The sequence below is a fragment of the Citrobacter sp. GW821-FHT07H02 genome, from assembly GCF_059418505.1.
This window is the reverse complement of sequence record NZ_JBWKPZ010000012.1, coordinates 13,540-31,393: the sequence shown is the minus strand read 5'-3', so window position 1 is coordinate 31,393 and position 17,854 is coordinate 13,540. Positions and strand designations below refer to the sequence as shown.

The window sequence follows — 17,854 nt, the reverse complement described above, 5'->3', positions numbered from 1 at the left end:
ATGAGTGTGATTGCGCAGGCAGGGACGACGGGTCGTCAACTGCATAAATTTGGTGGCAGTAGTCTGGCAGACGTGAAATGTTATCTGCGTGTCGCAGGCATCATGGCAGAGTACTCACAGCCTGACGATATGATGGTCGTTTCCGCCGCAGGCAGTACCACCAACCAGTTGATTAGCTGGCTGAAATTAAGCCAGACCGACAGACTCTCTGCGCATCAGGTTCAGCAGACGTTGCGTCGCTATCAGAGCGATCTTATCAGTGGATTATTACCGGCAGAGGTCGCAGACGACCTGCTCAGCGCCTTCGTCAATGACCTGGAACGGCTGGCGGGTTTGCTCGACAGCGGCGTGACCGATGCTGTTTATGCGGAAGTGGTCGGGCACGGTGAAGTATGGTCGGCGCGTCTGATGTCGGCGGTGCTTAACCAACAGGGACTGGCGTCTGCATGGCTGGACGCGCGTGAGTTCTTACGTGCCGAGCGCGCCGCACAGCCGCAGGTAGACGAGGGGCTCTCTTACCCATTATTGCAGCAACTGCTGGCGCAGCATCCGGGAAAACGCCTGGTGGTGACCGGATTTATCAGCCGCTGTAATGCGGGCGAAACGGTACTGCTGGGCCGTAACGGTTCTGACTATTCCGCTACGCAAATTGGCGCACTGGCCGGAGCCTCCCGCGTCACTATCTGGAGCGATGTGGCCGGGGTGTACAGCGCCGATCCGCGTAAAGTGAAAGATGCCTGCCTGCTGCCGCTGCTGCGTCTGGATGAAGCCAGCGAGCTGGCGCGTCTGGCGGCGCCGGTTCTGCATGCCCGTACGTTGCAGCCGGTCTCCGGAAGCGATATCGATCTGCAATTGCGCTGTAGCTACACGCCGGATCAGGGTTCCACCCGTATCGAACGCGTGCTGGCTTCTGGTACAGGCGCGCGGATTGTGACCAGCCATGATGATGTCTGCCTGATTGAGTTTCAGGTACCTGCAAGCCAGGATTTTAAGCTGGCATACAAAGATATCGATCAGATTCTGAAACGGGCGCAGGTGCGTCCGCTGGCCGTTGGCGTCCATAATGACCGCCAGTTGCTGCAGTTTTGCTACACCTCCGAAGTGGCCGACAGCGCGCTGAAAATTCTCGATGAAGCAGGTTTACCGGGCGAGCTGCGTTTGCGTCAGGGGCTGGCGCTGGTGGCTATGGTCGGCGCTGGCGTCACCCGTAACCCGCTGCACTGCCACCGTTTCTGGCAGCAGCTGAAAGGTCAACCGGTTGAGTTTACCTGGCAGTCGGAAGAGGGCATTAGCCTGGTGGCGGTCCTTCGCACCGGGCCGACCGAGAGCCTGATTCAGGGCTTGCACCAGTCGATTTTCCGGGCGGAAAAACGGATCGGTCTGATGCTGTTTGGCAAAGGCAACATCGGCTCACGCTGGCTGGAGCTGTTTGCTCGCGAGCAAAGCACGCTCTCGGCGCGTACCGGTTTTGAATTTGTGCTGGCAGGCGTGGTGGACAGCCGCCGTAGCCTGCTGAACTATGAAGGGCTGGATGCCAGCCGCGCGCTGGCGTTCTTTAACGACGAAGCCATTGAGCAGGATGAAGAGTCGCTGTTCCTGTGGATGCGTGCGCACCCGTATGACGATCTGGTGGTGCTGGATGTGACTGCCAGTGAGCAACTAGCCGATCAGTATCTTGATTTTGCCAGCCACGGTTTCCACGTCATCAGCGCCAATAAACTGGCTGGGGCGAGTACCAGCGATAAGTATCGCCAGATCCATGACGCGTTTGAAAAAACCGGGCGTCACTGGTTGTACAACGCCACCGTGGGTGCGGGTTTGCCGATCAACCACACGGTGCGCGACCTGATCGACAGTGGCGATACCATTCTGTCGATCAGCGGGATCTTCTCCGGCACGCTATCGTGGCTGTTCCTGCAGTTTGACGGCACGGTTCCCTTTACCGATTTGGTGGATCAGGCGTGGCAGCAGGGGCTGACAGAGCCGGATCCGCGCGTTGACCTTTCCGGTAAGGATGTGATGCGCAAACTGGTGATTCTGGCGCGTGAAGCGGGTTACGACATCGAGCCGGATCAGGTGCGTGTAGAGTCGCTGGTGCCTGCGCATTGCGAAGAGGGGTCAATTGACCATTTCTTTGAGAATGGCGATGAACTGAATGAGCAGATGGTGCAGCGTCTGGAAGCCGCCCACGAAATGGGGCTGGTGCTGCGCTATGTGGCGCGTTTCGATGCCAACGGCAAAGCGCGCGTCGGCGTGGAAGCGGTGCGTGCGGAACACCCGCTGGCAGCGTTGTTGCCGTGCGATAATGTCTTCGCCATCGAAAGCCGCTGGTATCGCGATAACCCGCTGGTCATTCGTGGGCCGGGTGCCGGTCGTGATGTGACTGCCGGGGCCATTCAGTCAGACATCAACCGTCTGGCGCAACTGCTGTAGTCCTGTGTCGCCCTCCGGCCTACGTTAAGTACCACTCGTAGGCCGGATAAGCGCAGCGCCATCCGGCGTATTTATTGCTTCGCAAACACCTCTTTTGCGGCGAACAGACCGTTCAACGCGGCCGGAAAACCGGCGTAAACCGCCATCTGCATTATCACTTCAATGATCTCCTCTTGCGTTAACCCGACGTGCAGTGCAGCGGCGAGATGCACCTTCAACTGTGGCGTGGCGTTACCCAGCGCGGTCAATGCGGCGACGGTTGCAATTTCCCGACTGCGTAAATCCAGCCCCGGACGGGAATAGATATCGCCGAAAGGAAATTCGATCAGGTAGCGGGCGAAGTCCGGCGCGATATCTTGCAAACTTTTGACGACGGCATCGCCACCCTTGCCATCCACCTGTTGCAGCATGTCCTGACCCGTTATAAAGCGTTCTGAATGCATCACATCTTCCTCGTTTGTTCAGTAGGTGACGTGAGGATAGGGCGCGCAGAATGATTTGGATAATACCGTTTCCGTGATACCTTTTCGGTATGACAACGCCGCCGCTGTACTCTCTGGATATTCGCCAACTGCGCTACTTTGCTGTGGTGGCGGAAGAGAACAATATGAGCCGCGCCGCACAGCGACTGTTTATGTCGCAGCCGCCGCTCAGCCGCCATATACGCCAGCTCGAAGACCGCCTGGGGGTGACGTTGTTTGTCCGTCATACCAAAGGTCTTACGCTGACGGAGGAGGGAAAGCGGGTGCTGGAGATCATTCGTCCGCTGCTGGCGCAGCAAGAAAAAACGTACGCTGCTCTGCATCAGCTCACACAATCTGGCGTACCGTCGCTGCGGCTGGGATTAACAACGGCATTTGAGCAAGGGGTTTTCGCGTCTCTGGAAACGCCGCTTAATACGCGTGTTGAGACACTGAATATTGTGCGTCATGGTTCACCTGAACTGGTGCGTCAGGTACGGCGCGGGAAGCTGGATGCCGCGCTGGTGGCGCTGCCGCTTGAGGCAGCAGGTCTGGACGTCACACCGCTCAACTGGCATGAGCCGCTGATTGCTGCCATCCCTGCAGCCTGGCCAGAAGCGGGCAGGGAACCCCTCTCTTTAGCGGCGCTTAATCACCGACCACTTTTCTGGTTTAAACGTGAACGTAACCCCGCATTCTTCGACTATACCCGGGATGTTTTTCATCGCGTCGATTACGTTCCTTCCTGCCTTGAAGAGCCACTGGAGCATGACGTACTGCTCGCGCGCATTGCGCATGGCGACGGTCTGAGTCTGCTCCCGGCCTCGTTTGCGGCTATTCAGCGTCAGGGAGTCGTTTTCTGCGCGTTGAACGACAACGAATTGCGTATCACGGCCGGGTTGGTAATGTTGCCTGAAAACGCTGCACGACTGGAGTGGCTTAAAACAGAGATGTTGCAATCCCTTGTCTGTTCGGACTAACTTGAATTATTTTCATCTTCACTGAGGATTCCTCACCGTTAATGGTGATTTTTCAGTTGACGCCACGCCGCTTTTCCGTCATTTTTACATCTAGACGTCTAAATGGATAGATGTTCACAACACAACATATAATGACAAAAGATTGATGAGGTAAGGTATGAGCTTTTTTCACGCCAACCAGCGGGAAGCCCTGAATCAGAGCCTGGCAGAAGTCCAGGGTCAGATTAACGTTTCGTTCGAATTCTTCCCGCCGCGCACCAGTGAAATGGAGCAGACCTTGTGGAACTCCATCGATCGCCTGAGTAGCCTGAAGCCAAAATTTGTCTCTGTGACTTACGGTGCCAACTCGGGTGAGCGCGACCGTACACACAGCATTATTAAAGGGATTAAGGATCGTACCGGTCTGGAAGCGGCGCCGCACCTGACCTGTATCGATGCGACACGCGATGAACTGCGCACGATTGCGCAGGATTACTGGAATAACGGTATTCGCCATATCGTTGCGCTGCGTGGCGATCTGCCGCCGGGCAGCGGTAAGCCGGAGATGTATGCGGCTGATTTGGTGGGATTGCTAAAAGAGGTCGCGGACTTTGATATCTCCGTTGCCGCCTACCCGGAAGTGCATCCTGAAGCAAAAAGCGCCCAGGCCGATCTGCTTAATCTGAAGCGTAAAGTGGATGCCGGCGCCAGCCGTGCTATCACTCAGTTTTTCTTTGATGTGGAAAGTTATCTGCGTTTTCGCGATCGCAGTGTCTCCGCGGGCATCGATGTTGAAATCATTCCGGGCATCCTGCCGGTTTCCAACTTTAAGCAAGCGAAGAAATTTGCTGACATGACCAACGTGCGTATTCCGGCCTGGATGTCACAAATGTTTGAAGGCCTGGACGATGACGCGGAAACCCGCAAACTGGTCGGCGCTAATATCGCGATGGACATGGTGAAGATTCTAAGTCGCGAAGGGGTAAAAGATTTTCACTTCTACACGCTGAACCGTGCAGAGATGAGTTATGCCATTTGCCACACGCTGGGTGTAAGGCCTGGTTTATAAAATGCCTCGCCCTCTTCGGAGGGCTTTTTTTTGATCACATTGATCTACATCCCTGTAACTAAAAATATAAAAGGTATCAGCTATCGAATCTGTGGATTATTTCAACTATATCTTATCTCTGGTGGTGTATATCGTAGTTAGAACACTGTAAAGGGAGCATATAGATGAGCATGTCCGACGATAGCCAGAATAACGTGTCCGCCGGGAAGTGTCCTTTCCATCAAGCAAACCCGGACCAGAGCGCAGGCGCTGGTATGAATAACCGCGATTGGTGGCCAAAGCAACTTCGCGTTGACCTCCTTAATCAACACTCCAACCGTTCGAACCCGCTGGGTGAAGACTTCGACTACCGTAAAGAATTTAGCAAACTCGACTACTCCGCCCTGAAAGGGGATCTCAAAGCGCTCCTGTCCGACTCTCAACCGTGGTGGCCTGCGGATTGGGGCACTTATGCCGGTCTCTTTATCCGTATGGCATGGCACGGTGCCGGGACTTACCGTTCTGTGGATGGTCGCGGCGGTGCCGGGCGCGGACAGCAGCGTTTTGCGCCTTTAAACTCCTGGCCGGATAACGTCAGCCTGGACAAAGCACGCCGCCTGCTGTGGCCTATCAAACAGAAATATGGCCAGAAAATCTCATGGGCCGACCTGTTTATTTTGGCGGGTAACGTCGCGCTGGAAAACTCAGGCTTCCGTACCTTTGGCTTTGGTGCCGGTCGTGAAGATGTGTGGGAACCGGATCTCGACGTCAACTGGGGTGATGAGAAAGCCTGGCTGACCCATCGCGACCCGGAAGCGTTGGCAAAACGTCCGTTAGCCGCCACCGAAATGGGGCTGATCTACGTTAACCCGGAAGGGCCTAACGCCAGCGGGGAACCTCTCTCTGCGGCATCCGCTATTCGCGCCACCTTCGGCAACATGGGGATGGACGACGAAGAAACCGTGGCGCTCATTGCGGGCGGACATACGCTGGGTAAAACTCACGGCGCAGCCTCAGCATCGCATGTGGGCGCGGACCCGGAAGCAGCACCTATTGAGCAACAAGGTTTAGGCTGGAAGAGCAGCCATGGCACGGGTGTCGGGGCGGATTCCATTACCTCCGGTCTGGAAGTGGTCTGGTCACAGACGCCAACCCAGTGGAGCAATTATTTCTTTGAAAACCTGTTCAAATACGAATGGGTGCAGACGCGCAGCCCGGCGGGCGCGATCCAGTTTGAAGCGGTCGACGCGCCTGAAATTATTCCGGATCCGTTTGATCCGTCGAAGAAACGCAAACCTACCATGCTGGTGACGGACCTGACGCTGCGTTTCGATCCGGAATTCGAGAAAATTTCCCGTCGTTTCCTGAACGATCCTCAGGCGTTTAACGAAGCTTTCGCACGTGCCTGGTACAAACTGACGCACAGAGATATGGGGCCAAAAGCGCGTTACATTGGACCGGAAGTGCCGAAAGAGGATTTGATCTGGCAAGATCCGCTGCCACAGCCGGTATTCAATCCGACTCAGGAAGACATTATTAACCTGAAGTCTGCGATTGCAGGTTCCGGGCTTTCCGTCAGCGAGCTGGTGTCGGTGGCATGGGCATCGGCATCGACCTTCCGTGGTGGTGATAAACGCGGTGGCGCTAACGGTGCGCGGCTGGCATTGGATCCTCAGAGATACTGGGATGTTAACGCGACGGCCGCTCGCGTTCTGCCCGTACTGGAAGGCATTCAGAAATCTTCCGGTAAAGCCTCACTGGCCGATATTATCGTTCTGGCTGGTGTAGTGGGTGTAGAGCAGGCGGCAAGCGCAGCGGGCGTGAGCATTAGCGTGCCGTTTACACCAGGGCGTGTTGATGCGCGTCAGGATCAAACCGACGTTGAAATGTTTGAACTGCTTAAGCCTGTTGCAGACGGTTTCCGCAACTATCGCGGCGAGCCCGGCGAGGCGACAACGGAATCTCTGCTGATTGATAAAGCGCAGCAGCTGACGCTTACCGCGCCGGAGTTGACGGTGCTGGTGGGTGGGATGCGTGTTCTGGGCGCCAACTATGATGGCAGCCAGCATGGCGTTTTCACCGAGCGTCCAGGCGTACTCAGCAATGATTTCTTTGTTAATCTGCTGGATATGCGCAACGAATGGAAAGCGACCGATGAGTCTGCGGAGCTGTTTGAAGGCCGCGATCGTCAAAACGGCGAAGTGAAATACACGGCGACTCGCGCTGACCTGGTGTTTGGTTCAAATGCCGTGCTGCGTGCGTTGGCGGAGGTTTACGCGTGCAGTGATGCCCACGAGAAGTTTGTGAAAGACTTTGTCGCGGCATGGGTGAAAGTGATGAACCTGGACCGTTTCGATCTGCTGTAATCACTGGTAGTGATGTAACCGGATAACACTTCAGCGGCGGCGTGATTGTCGTCGCTGAAGTGTATTTGTCAGCGTATAGTATTTGCCGGGAACACCAATTTACTGGATTTATCATGTCAGCCTCAGGAAAGAGTCACTCACTGGCAATCAGTGGTCTTATTACCCTCACCCTTATCTGGAGCTATAGCTGGATCTTTATGAAGCAAGTCACGAGCTATATTGGCGCGTTCGACTTCACTTCACTGCGCTGTATCTTCGGAGCCTTAATCTTATTTATCGTACTGCTCTTACGCGGCCGTGGGCTGCGCCCGACGCCATTCAAATACACGCTGGCGATTGCGCTATTACAGACCTGCGGCATGATAGGACTGGCGCAATGGGCGCTGATGAGCGGCGGTGCGGGGAAGGTGGCTATTCTGACGTATACCATGCCGTTTTGGGTGGTGATTCTGGCGGCGCTGTTTCTGGGCGAACGATTACGGCGTTTGCAATACGCGGCGATTATGATTGCGGCAATTGGTTTACTGCTGGTGATGCAGCCGTGGCAACTGGATTATTCTTCGCTGAAGAGCGCGTTGCTGGCGATCCTTTCCGGGATAAGCTGGGGAGCGAGCGCTATTGTCGCCAAGCGGATGTATGCCCGCCATCCTCGTATCGATTTACTCGCGTTGACCGCATGGCAGATGCTGTATGCGGCGCTGATCATGAGCTTGGTGGCCTGGTGGGTTCCGCAGCCTGAAGTTGACTGGCAGCCCATCGTATTCTGGGCGCTGGGTTATAGCGCGATTCTGGCGACGGCGCTGGCCTGGAGTTTGTGGCTGTTTGTTCTGAGGAATCTGCCTGCCAGTATTGCCAGCTTAAGTACCCTGGCGGTTCCGGTTTGCGGCGTTCTGTTTTCCTGGTGGCTGCTCGGTGAGAATCCCGGCGTCGTGGAAGGCGGCGGCATTGTGCTGATCGTTCTGGCGCTGGCTATCGTCAGCTATAAAAAGCGTGAGGCGCAGGTACAAAAGGTTACGTCATCGTCGTGACGGCCATCTCTTCCTGGTAATTTGCAGTAAAAAGAACCTAAAAAAATGCCCGGACAATGCCTGACACCGTTCACTTAAGCCAATGAATGAGGGGAAACACCGGGATTTGGTTCCCGGAGGGACGCCAAACCCGGTGGTCGCCCCGGATATCTCGGTCTTAAACTAACGGTGTCAGGACAATGCCGGGAACCTCAGTCGGATTTTATTCCCATTCTTGCAGGAAACGCTGACCATACTGGTCGGCAACCAGCAGGGCGGCATAGACTTCATCCGGTGTCGCGCCGCCAGGCATGTTGTGAATCGTTTCGCCTTCTGCGCAAGAGGCTTCTGCAACCGTGCGCATTTTTGCCGGAATATCCTGTTTAATATCCAGTTGCGCCAGGGTGATAGGCAAACCGACGGAATGGCACAGCGCGGCAACGGTTTCGATCTCTTCGACCGGCGCATTTTCCAGAACCAGTTGTGTCAGCGTCCCGAAAGCGACTTTTTCACCGTGATAGTAGTGATGCGCGTCCGGAATCGCCGTCAGGCCGTTGTGTATGGCATGTGCTGCCGCCAGACCGCCGCTTTCAAAGCCCACGCCGCTCAGGTAGGTGTTGGCTTCAATGACGCGTTCCAGAGCCGGTGTCACCACATGCTGCTCAGCGGCCAGCATGGCTTTTTCACCTTCTTCGATCAGTGTGTTGTAGCACAGTTCGGCCAGCGCTAGCGCCGCCTGCGTGCATTTACCGCCTGCCATGGTGGTTGCGCCGCTACGTGAACAGGCACGGGCTTCAAACCAGGTCGCCAGCGCATCACCGATACCTGCAGCTAACAGTCGCGCAGGCGCGCCGGCAACGATTTTGGTATCAACAATGACCATATGCGGGTTTTGCGGCAACAACAGGTAACGGTCGAACTCACCCGCGTCAGTGTAGATAACGGAGAGCGCGCTGCACGGTGCGTCGGTTGAGGCAATGGTTGGCGCAATGGCTACCGGAATTCCCATAAAGTGGGCCAGCGCTTTTGCGGTGTCCAGCGTTTTACCGCCGCCGATACCCAGCACCGCGCCGCACTGCGCTTTTTCCGCCACGCCACGCAGGCGATCAATTTCATTTTGCGAACATTCGCCGCCAAATGACGCAATTTCCAGTACCAGTCCGGCATCTTTAAAGCTTTTTTCCAGGGCTGCCTGGGCAAAACCTAAGACAAATTTGTCGCCGACAACCAGCCAGCGTTCCGCCATCGGTTTGAGGTAGTCGCCAAGACGGGTGATGACATCAGCACCCTGGATGTATTTACCAGGTGATTGAATAATGCGATCCATACTCTATTTCCCTCACAGGTTGATATGACCAAATGCGTTTTTCCAGTCCTGCTCAAACTTCTCTATAGCCGACTCTACCGCAGGGGTATTCAGCATTTGTTGCGCTACATCTAATGGCAGGGTGATTGCTTCGCATCCTACCAGCATGCAATCCAGCGCCTGGCGCGGGGTTTTGAAGCTGGCGGCGAGCACCATGCTTTCTGGCGCGTGAAGTTCCAGCAAGGTTTGCAGTTCCTGTACCGTACGAATACCATCGCCACCTTGAGCATCAATGCGGTTCACATAGGGTGCGATATATTTCGCGCCAGCCAGCGCGGCAAGTAGCCCTTGCGCTGCGCTGTACACGGCGGTACCCAGCGTCGTGATGCCTTCTTTTTTCAGCTGTTTTATAGCGGCTAACCCTTCGGACGTGACCGGGATTTTCACCACGATCCCTGGAACCGCATCGCTCAGGCGTTTGGCCTCTTCCACCATGCCTTGCGCGTCGCGGCTCATTGTCTGGGCAAACAGCGTTCCTTCTTCACCAATGGCTTTTTGCAGCCGGGGCAGCACATCCCAGATAGACTCTTTGCTGGCTGCCACGATGCTGGGGTTCGTCGTCACCCCAGCGATCGGAAAGAGACGCGCCAGACGTTTAACTTCCGCCACGTTGGCGGTATCCAGATACAGTTCCATCATTTGTCCTTTTACAGTTCCAGTTCGTGTTGCAGCGGGCTGGCAATCGTCTCGGCAGAGGCTGCGTTAACCAGCGGGTGGCGGAATGATTGGGTATTGCCTCTCCCCATAACCGTTTTCTGGTTACAGGATAAAAGAGTTGTATCAGGCTACGCTATGTGACAAATCTGCCAAAAACTGGACAAATGTAATGTAAGTATCAAAATGCGATATGCTTCACAAGTCGCCATATTGCAGATGTCATTCTTGTTTTGATATTACAAAAATCCAGTAAATAACATTTTTATCCACTGTCTTCGTCACGTTGGATTACCTGTTGTTTGCTACAACAACATGATGGGCATGGGGGGAGTTGGTGCAGATCCTGAGAAAGACTCGTTAATCGTTTAGTGGAAGTGGATATCAGCCAGGCATTAGCCGCAGCATACCCACATCATTCTGGATTAACGTCCTTCTCGGTGAGTTGGCTGTGGTATTGCCGACGATACTCTGACGGTGAACGCTCCGTATTTTTACGAAACAGACGACAGAAATAGTTGCTGTCGACAAACCCGCAGGTGTGGGCCACTTCTTTGACTTTAAGATCGTAACCTTTGAGCAGTGTCTTCGCATGCTCCAGCCGTGTGTGGTTCAGGTATTCGTTAAAGCCAATAGCGCCGGTTTTTTGAAACAGGTGCGAGAGGTAGTTTGGCGAGATGTAGAAGGCCTGGGCGACCGATTCCCGGGTGAGCGGTGTGGCGTAGTGTTCATCAATATAATCGCGAATAGCTTCGAACAGCGCGTGGCTTCGTGATGCGGTTTGGATCTGACTGCCGAGCAGGTCGCGGCAATGGCTCAGCAGACTGGCCACGATCAGTCTGGCGGTCTGCTGTTCCTGCGGCTGCATTTGCATTTCATTCAGCGTTTGCAGCAAGAAAGAGCCAATGCGGGGGCCACGGCGCGCCACATTCTGTGTGGCCAGATTTTGGTAGTGTTTTCCGTCCCAGTGAACCACGCTAAAACCTAACTGCTGCTTGCCAAACAGAATACTGAGCGTGGTGACGGGCGCTCTCCATTGCGGAAAGTTCCAGCCGCCAGCCGGGACGTACAAAACGTCTCCTGGCGTCAGTGCAGCAGGAGTTCCAGAGATCCCTGCATCGGCGAACTCACCGTCCAGCACAATCTCCAGGCGCGGAAAATCAACCCGATAAGCCAGCTCAGGGATCGGACCGTTGGCCGTAGCGAAATAAATCTGACGTAGCGCCGTGGGACCATTAATGAGACGAGAAAGAAGGTGGCTGACGTCGTGATACATGATGTTCCCTTACCTGGCGCTGACAGGGCAACATTAACTGGCATCATAAAAAAAGGCCACTCTAAAAAGAGTGACCTTCAATCGAACGATGACGTCTGTTACTGATTTGCGACCTGATCCCCATACGGGAGGGTGTCGTAATCTATCAGCGCGTTTTTCTTGTAGGGATTACCAATCCAGCGCGTCACTTCTTTAAATTGCGGGCTGGTGATGGAACGCGTTGGGTCATAACCATCGTAGGTTAATCCTGCTAAGTCAGACCAGGTGTGAATAAACTCGGAGCTGCTGTACTTACGGTCGACATCCTGTGAGAGATCACGCGGATGCGCAGCCTGCCATTTTTCCGACGTCCACAACAGGAAGGGGACGGTATACATATGGCGCGTTGGATTTTCTTCGTTACGCCCCTGTGTTTTATGCGGCGGCGTGTCGTACACCTCTTCGCCGTGATCAGAGAAGTAGAGCAGGAAGCCGTTCGGATCGGTTGCTTTGTAGTCATTAATCAGACTGGCAATCACGTGATCGTTGTACAGATTGGCATTGTCGTAATCGTTATACGACTCCAGCTCATCGTCGCTCAGCCCGGCAGGGACGTGGTCGGTCTTACCATCAAACGTGCCCTGGTTTTCCGGGTAACGAAATTTGTACCTAATGTGCGTACCCAGCAGGTGAACGATAATGAATTTCTTCGGTGCCGGGTCGGCTAACACTTCTTTAAACGGTGTCAGCACGTTGGTGTCATATTCGCGTGCACTTTGAGTGCGTTGCTGGTTCATATAGAACTGCTTGTCGGTCTGTTTTGAGAACACGGTCAGCATGGTGTTACGGGCGGTCATTGTCTGTTGGTTGGTGATCCAGAAGGTCTTATAACCTGCCTGTTTCATCATGTTCATCAGTGACGGCTTCGACAGATACAGATCGGGCTCCTGTTCATTGGCGAAAGTCAGTGCCTGTTGCAGGATCTCAATCGTGTATGGCCGTGAGGTCACTACGTTAGTGAAGACGCTCAACTTAGGGTCTGAGTTGCGCAGGGCGTCCAGTTCCGGCGTGGTTTTACGCGGGTAGCCGTACAAACTCATGCGACCACGTTGGGTGGACTCGCCAATCACCAGGACAAGTGTGCGCGGAGCATCACCGGAATTGTCTTTAAAGTTCTCCAGCGGCGGCAGCGCGTGGTTCTGGCTCAACAGATTGTTTAGCGCGGTCAGCTGGCGCTGATACTCAGAATAGCCAATAACAAATTGCCACGGGGCCGCAGGTTCCATGCGCGAGTACAGGACATTTAGCGTCTTTTCATACGGTGCGCCGTTAACTGCTGACTTGACCACGAACGGGTTCAGAAAAAGGCCGTACAGCAGAGCAAAGGAGACGAACCAACGCCAGCGTCCCGGAATATAAATGGGGCGAAGACGTGTCCACAGCAGCACCGCTACAGCGGTATAGGCTATCGCAATGACAATGATTTTCAGACTGAAATACTGACCCAGAAACTCGCTGGCTTCGTTGGCATTGGTTTCAAACATCACGAACAGGACGCTTTGTGAAAACTCCTGACCGTAAATGACGTAATAACAGAGCGTTGCCAGTGATGCTGCCCACAGTACGATACCTACCACGGCGGCAATAACACGCGTCCGGCTGGGAAACAGCAAAATCGGGATCAGCCAGAGCGAACTGTACAGCAACGAGTCACGTAGCCCGTTTGTGCCGCTGAACCCGGTAATGCAGATAATCGCTTGCAGTAACGTTGAGAAAAAACAGAAATAGAGAAGTGCCCAGCCCAGAGCTTTCCAGCTGAATGCTGGCTTAGGCTGGAAATTTAAGGATTGCATAGAGTAAGCCTGTCTTTAATAGTGGCGCCAAACGTAGCACCCAAACCTTAAGAAAATCTGAACCATCAAGATGAATAATAAATATCCACTCAGTGAATGAAATGCAGACAGAATAGAATGAATCTATGGAGACTATAACATCAGTTTGAAATGCCCGCCCTGGACTATGTCACAGGGCGGTTTACTGGGGGGAATTAACCGGTATTACGCATGCCGGCAGCCACGCCAGCGATGGTGACCATCAGCGCTTGTTCAACGCGTGGATCAGGTTCTTTGCCTTGTTCTTCCGCCAGGCGCGAACGGTGTAACAACTCTGCCTGCAGGACGTTCAGCGGGTCAGTGTAGACGTTTCTTAACTGGATAGACTCGGCAATCCACGGCAGATCAGCCATTAAATGGGCGTCGTTGGCGATCGCCAGCACCACCTTGATGTCTTCCTCCTGCAGATGGCGCAACTCTGCACCCAGCGGCCACAGCTCTTTTTTGACCAGACGCTGGTCGTAGTATTCTGCCAGCCACAGGTCCGCTTTTGAGAACACCATTTCCAGCATCGCAAGACGTGTGGAGAAGAACGGCCAGTCACGACACATGGTTTCCAGTTCGCTCTGCTTGCCATCTTCGACCACTTTTTGCAGTGCGGTACCAGCACCTAACCAGGCCGGGAGCATCAGGCGGTTTTGCGTCCAGGCAAAGATCCACGGGATGGCGCGCAGTGATTCAACGCCCCCGGTGGGTCGACGTTTTGCCGGACGCGAGCCAAGCGGCAACTTAGCCAGTTCCTGTTCTGGCGTTGCCGAGCGGAAATACGGCACAAAGTCTTTGTTTTCACGTACGTAGCCGCGATACATATCGCAAGAGATGACAGACAGCTCATCCATAATATGACGCCAGTCTTCTTTCGGCTCTGGCGGCGGCAACAGGTTAGCCTCCAGAATCGCGCTGGTGTACAACGACAGGCTGCTAATGGTCACTTCCGGCAGACCGTATTTGAAGCGGATCATCTCGCCTTGTTCGGTGACGCGCAGTCCGCCTTTCAGACTGCCTGGCGGTTGGGAGAGGAGTGCGGCATGAGCCGGGGCACCGCCGCGACCAATGGAGCCACCGCGCCCGTGGAACAGTGTCAGTTCAATGCCTGCTTTTTCACAGGTTTTGATCAGAGCGTCCTGCGCCTGATACTGCGCCCAGGATGCGGCCATCACACCGGCATCTTTCGCGGAGTCAGAGTAGCCGATCATGACCATCTGCTTGCCCTGGATAAGCCCGCGATACCAGTCGATATTCAACAGCTGCGTCATCACGCTATCGGCATTGTTCAGGTCATCCAGCGTTTCGAACAGTGGCGCGACAGGCATGGCAAAGCCAATACCGGCTTCTTTCAACAGCAGATGAACGGCCAGTACGTCAGACGGTGTTTTTGCCATCGATATGACGTAAGCGGCAATAGAACCGAGAGGCGCTTCGGCGATGACCTGACAGGTATCAAGCACTTCGCGGGTTTCATTGCTGGGTTCCCAGTTACGTGGCAGCAGCGGACGTTTGGAATTCAGTTCGCGGATCAGGAAGGCCTGCTTGTCGGCTTCTGACCAGTTTTCATAATCGCCAAGACCGAGGTAACGGGTCAGTTCGCCCAGCGCTTCAGTATGACGGGTGCTCTCCTGACGGATATCAATGCGGACCAGCGGTACGCCAAAGCATTTTACGCGGCGAAGGGTGTCGAGCAGTTCGCCGTTGGCGATGATGCCCATGCCACATGCCTGAAGTGACTGATAACAGGCGTACAGAGGCTCCCATAGCTGTTCGTTTTGGGTCAGTAGACCTGCCGGTTTCGGCAGCTTCTCACCTTTCAGACGTGCTTCCAGCCAGGCCTGAGTTGCCATCAGGCGCGCGCGCAGGTTTTTCATCAGATAGCGGTAAGGCTCCGATGCACCTTCTTCGCCGACCATCGCTAACAGTTCCGGCGTGGCATCGACCATGGACAGTTCGGAAATTAAAAATTGAATGTCTTTCAGGAAGAGGTCGGTGGCTTTCCAGCGGCTTAGCAGCATCACATGGCGGGTAATATCTGCCGTTACGTTCGGGTTGCCGTCACGGTCACCGCCCATCCAGGAGGTAAAACGGACGGGAACGAAATCAACGGGCAGCGTGTAACCCAGATTCTCTTCGAGCTGTTCGTTCAGCTCACGCAGGTAGTTAGGTACCCCCTGCCACAGACTGTTTTCTACAACGGCAAAGCCCCATTTGGCTTCATCCACCGGGCTTGGGCGTAGCTTGCGGATCTCATCGGTATGCCAGGACTGGGCGATCAACTGACGCAAACGGCGCATCAGTTGATGACGTTCGTAATCGACGATGTCTTTGTTATCAAGCTGCTTCAGGCAGGTGTTAACTTCACCCATTTTATGGATCAGCGTGCGGCGAGTGATCTCTGTCGGGTGGGCGGTGAGCACCAGTTCCAGGGACAAGGACTCCACGGCCTTTCTGATGGTGGCATCGTCGAGATCGGGTTGGTTTTTTAGTTTACGCAGGGTGCGGGCGATCACTTCCGGGTTGCTGGCAGCTTCGCCATGCGGCGAAATACTGTGGTATTGCTCAGCGGTATTGGCCAGATTCAGAAATTGACTGAACGCACGGGCAACCGGCAAAAGCTCGTCGTTAGACAGATTCTGTAACGTAGTGAGCAATTCCTGGCGGTCGGCTTCATTGCCAGCGCGAGAAGATTTCGACAGCTTACGGATTGTTTCTACGCGATCAAGAATGCTCTCTCCCAACGCATCTTTGATGGTTTCTCCCAGCACTTTGCCGAGCATACTGACATTACTACGCAACGCGGAATATTGTTCGTTCATATGACCCCAGACACCCCATCTTTAATTTGATTGCCCTGTATCTTTCACGCCGCAGCGGTGTTGGCTGCGCTCGCCCATCGGGGTCACTGGCTTATGTCAGTTCCCTGAGATGTGCTGGTGCGCGGCCTTGCTGCAATATGGAATCTTTCGGACATTGTTCTTTGTCGTCTTTTATAAAGCCACGTAAAAGACGTGACGTCAATTGCTGCGAAATCGGTTCAGCAAACGAATAAATGGCGGCAATTTACGTTATTTAATTCAGCAAGAATCAGATAAGTATTGCTTATGAAAATGTAAAAATATCGCCTCGCGTATTCCCTTCGGATGGGCGAGGCGAGGGATCGTTAGTGCCAGCAGAAGTGATGTATCACTTGAGTGATTAATTCACGGGTTGGCTTAATGAAGCGTGTTTCCAGATATTCATCCGGCTGATGGGCCTGGTTAATGGAACCCGGTCCGAGCACCAGCGTTGGGCATAGCGTCTGGATAAACGGCGCTTCGGTGCAGTAGTTCACCACGTCCGTTTTCGTCCCCAGCAGCTTTTCGACCACTTCAACCAGTTGATGATTGGGCGGACACTCATAGCCTGGGATGGGCGGGTGCAATTCTGACACCGTCAGGCGACCCGGCCAGCGTTCGCTCACTGGCGCCAGGGCATCATTGAGCAGGCCGTTAAGATCATTCAGCGTCATGCCCGGCAGCGGGCGGATATCCATATGCAGTTCACAACAGGCGCAGATGCGGTTCGCCGCATCACCGCCATGAATATGACCCAGATTTAACGTCGGGTACGGGACGGTAAACGCTTCGTAGTGATAACGTTCTTTCAGGTCGTCGCGCAGTTGCATGATGTGGCCAATAGCGTCATGCATCAGTTCAATCGCATTAACGCCACGCGCCGGATCGCTGGAGTGTCCCGACTGACCCAGAATACGTACCGCGTTTGAAATATGGCCTTTGTGGGCGCGTATCGGTTGCAGCGATGTTGGTTCGCCAATAATCGCGCAGTCCGGGCGCAGAGAGGAGGTCTCTGCAAAATAGCGTGCGCCCGCCATGCTGGTTTCTTCATCGGCGGTCGCCAGAATGTAGAGCGGTTTCTTCAGCTTTGTCACATCCACGTCGCGCAGGGCGTCGAGAATAAACGCGAAGAAACCTTTCATGTCAGCCGTGCCCAGACCGTAGAGCTTATTGTCGTGTTCGGTCAGCGTGAAAGGGTCGCGCGTCCAGCGTCCATCATCAAACGGTACGGTGTCGGTATGCCCGGCCAGCAACAGACCACCCGCACCTTGTCCAATACTTGCGAGCATATTGAATTTATGACGGGTTCCGGGGACGGGCTGAACGTCAACCTGAAAGCCCAAATCCTTAAACCATTCAGCCAGCAGAGTGATTAAAGACGCATTGCTTTGATCCAGTGATTCTTCGGTTGCGCTAATCGATGGTGTGGCAATCAGAGCGCGGTAAATCTCGATAAATGGCGGTAAATCGTTTTTCATTGTTGACACACCTTAGGTCATGATAGTATCAATATTCATGCAGTATTTGTGAATAAAAATACAATAACGTTAAGCGTAATAAAACCCACCAAGTGTAAGGTGAGGTGAAA

12 protein-coding genes are annotated in these 17,854 nt (G+C 54.2%); 5 read left to right on the top strand and 7 right to left on the bottom strand.

Features of this window, described 5'->3' with window-relative positions; translation table 11 throughout:
* Nucleotides 1-2,433 carry a bifunctional aspartate kinase/homoserine dehydrogenase II gene (metL, locus tag AC07NP_RS13320; protein ID WP_494660763.1) on the top strand — a complete coding sequence of 811 codons (2,433 nt, stop codon included), beginning with the start codon at nt 1-3 and terminating at the stop codon, nt 2,431-2,433.
* Nucleotides 2,434-2,504: 71 nt separating this feature from the next.
* Here metL and AC07NP_RS13315 read toward each other — a convergent pair whose 3' ends face one another.
* On the bottom strand, nt 2,505-2,876 hold the full coding sequence (locus AC07NP_RS13315) for a carboxymuconolactone decarboxylase family protein (protein WP_494660762.1): 372 nt from the start codon (nt 2,874-2,876) through the stop codon (nt 2,505-2,507).
* An 89-nt stretch (nt 2,877-2,965) separates the two neighbouring features.
* Between AC07NP_RS13315 and AC07NP_RS13310 the strand changes: the two genes are divergently transcribed.
* The 4 genes from AC07NP_RS13310 (at nt 2,966) to AC07NP_RS13295 (ending at nt 8,295) form a co-directional block, all read left to right on the top strand.
* Complete coding sequence (locus AC07NP_RS13310) at nt 2,966-3,874, top strand: LysR family transcriptional regulator (protein WP_494660761.1); 909 nt, start codon at nt 2,966-2,968, stop codon at nt 3,872-3,874.
* Between the two features lie 157 nt (nt 3,875-4,031).
* The gene (metF, locus tag AC07NP_RS13305) at nt 4,032-4,922 is read left to right on the top strand and encodes a methylenetetrahydrofolate reductase (RefSeq protein WP_494660760.1); all 891 of its coding nucleotides are present in this window, start codon (nt 4,032-4,034) and stop codon (nt 4,920-4,922) included.
* Between the two features lie 164 nt (nt 4,923-5,086).
* A complete protein-coding gene (katG, locus tag AC07NP_RS13300; RefSeq protein WP_494660759.1) occupies nt 5,087-7,267 on the top strand; it encodes a catalase/peroxidase HPI in 2,181 nt (726 codons plus the stop codon).
* A 113-nt stretch (nt 7,268-7,380) separates the two neighbouring features.
* Nucleotides 7,381-8,295, top strand: a complete 915-nt coding sequence (locus AC07NP_RS13295; RefSeq protein WP_494660758.1) for a DMT family transporter — start codon at nt 7,381-7,383, stop codon at nt 8,293-8,295.
* 202 nt (nt 8,296-8,497) lie between these two features.
* On the opposite strand, the gene gldA is transcribed toward AC07NP_RS13295, so the two are convergent.
* From gldA to argE, 6 genes are all read right to left on the bottom strand, one after another.
* A complete protein-coding gene (gene gldA, locus AC07NP_RS13290; protein ID WP_494660757.1) occupies nt 8,498-9,601 on the bottom strand; it encodes a bifunctional L-1,2-propanediol dehydrogenase/glycerol dehydrogenase in 1,104 nt (367 codons plus the stop codon).
* Nucleotides 9,602-9,613: 12 nt separating this feature from the next.
* Nucleotides 9,614-10,276 carry a fructose-6-phosphate aldolase gene (gene fsa, locus AC07NP_RS13285; protein ID WP_203361344.1) on the bottom strand — a complete coding sequence of 221 codons (663 nt, stop codon included), beginning with the start codon at nt 10,274-10,276 and terminating at the stop codon, nt 9,614-9,616.
* 433 nt (nt 10,277-10,709) lie between these two features.
* A complete protein-coding gene (locus tag AC07NP_RS13280; protein WP_494660756.1) occupies nt 10,710-11,570 on the bottom strand; it encodes a helix-turn-helix transcriptional regulator in 861 nt (286 codons plus the stop codon).
* A 98-nt stretch (nt 11,571-11,668) separates the two neighbouring features.
* Entirely contained in the window at nt 11,669-13,402 is a 1,734-nt protein-coding gene (locus AC07NP_RS13275) for a phosphoethanolamine transferase CptA (protein WP_494660755.1), read from the bottom strand.
* 194 nt (nt 13,403-13,596) lie between these two features.
* A complete protein-coding gene (ppc, locus tag AC07NP_RS13270) occupies nt 13,597-16,248 on the bottom strand; it encodes a phosphoenolpyruvate carboxylase (protein WP_494660754.1) in 2,652 nt (883 codons plus the stop codon).
* A gap of 344 nt (nt 16,249-16,592) precedes the next feature.
* Nucleotides 16,593-17,744 (bottom strand): acetylornithine deacetylase, encoded by a 1,152-nt coding sequence (gene argE, locus AC07NP_RS13265; RefSeq protein ID WP_494660753.1) that lies wholly within the window; start codon nt 17,742-17,744, stop codon nt 16,593-16,595.
* Nucleotides 17,745-17,854: the final 110 nt, after the last annotated feature.

Bases quoted from the DNA above. Each gene is read 5' to 3' on its own strand.
- AC07NP_RS13315 (WP_494660762.1), bottom strand. From the start codon at position 2,876: ATGCATTCAGAACGCTTTATAACGGGTCAGGACATGCTGCAACAGGTG.
- AC07NP_RS13280 (WP_494660756.1), bottom strand. From the start codon at position 11,570: ATGTATCACGACGTCAGCCACCTTCTTTCTCGTCTCATTAATGGTCCC.
- metF (WP_494660760.1), top strand. From the start codon at position 4,032: ATGAGCTTTTTTCACGCCAACCAGCGGGAAGCCCTGAATCAGAGCCTG.
- AC07NP_RS13275 (WP_494660755.1), bottom strand. From the start codon at position 13,402: ATGCAATCCTTAAATTTCCAGCCTAAGCCAGCATTCAGCTGGAAAGCT.
- fsa (WP_203361344.1), bottom strand. From the start codon at position 10,276: ATGGAACTGTATCTGGATACCGCCAACGTGGCGGAAGTTAAACGTCTG.
- AC07NP_RS13310 (WP_494660761.1), top strand. From the start codon at position 2,966: ATGACAACGCCGCCGCTGTACTCTCTGGATATTCGCCAACTGCGCTAC.
- katG (WP_494660759.1), top strand. From the start codon at position 5,087: ATGAGCATGTCCGACGATAGCCAGAATAACGTGTCCGCCGGGAAGTGT.
- ppc (WP_494660754.1), bottom strand. From the start codon at position 16,248: ATGAACGAACAATATTCCGCGTTGCGTAGTAATGTCAGTATGCTCGGC.
- AC07NP_RS13295 (WP_494660758.1), top strand. From the start codon at position 7,381: ATGTCAGCCTCAGGAAAGAGTCACTCACTGGCAATCAGTGGTCTTATT.
- metL (WP_494660763.1), top strand. From the start codon at position 1: ATGAGTGTGATTGCGCAGGCAGGGACGACGGGTCGTCAACTGCATAAA.
- gldA (WP_494660757.1), bottom strand. From the start codon at position 9,601: ATGGATCGCATTATTCAATCACCTGGTAAATACATCCAGGGTGCTGAT.
- argE (WP_494660753.1), bottom strand. From the start codon at position 17,744: ATGAAAAACGATTTACCGCCATTTATCGAGATTTACCGCGCTCTGATT.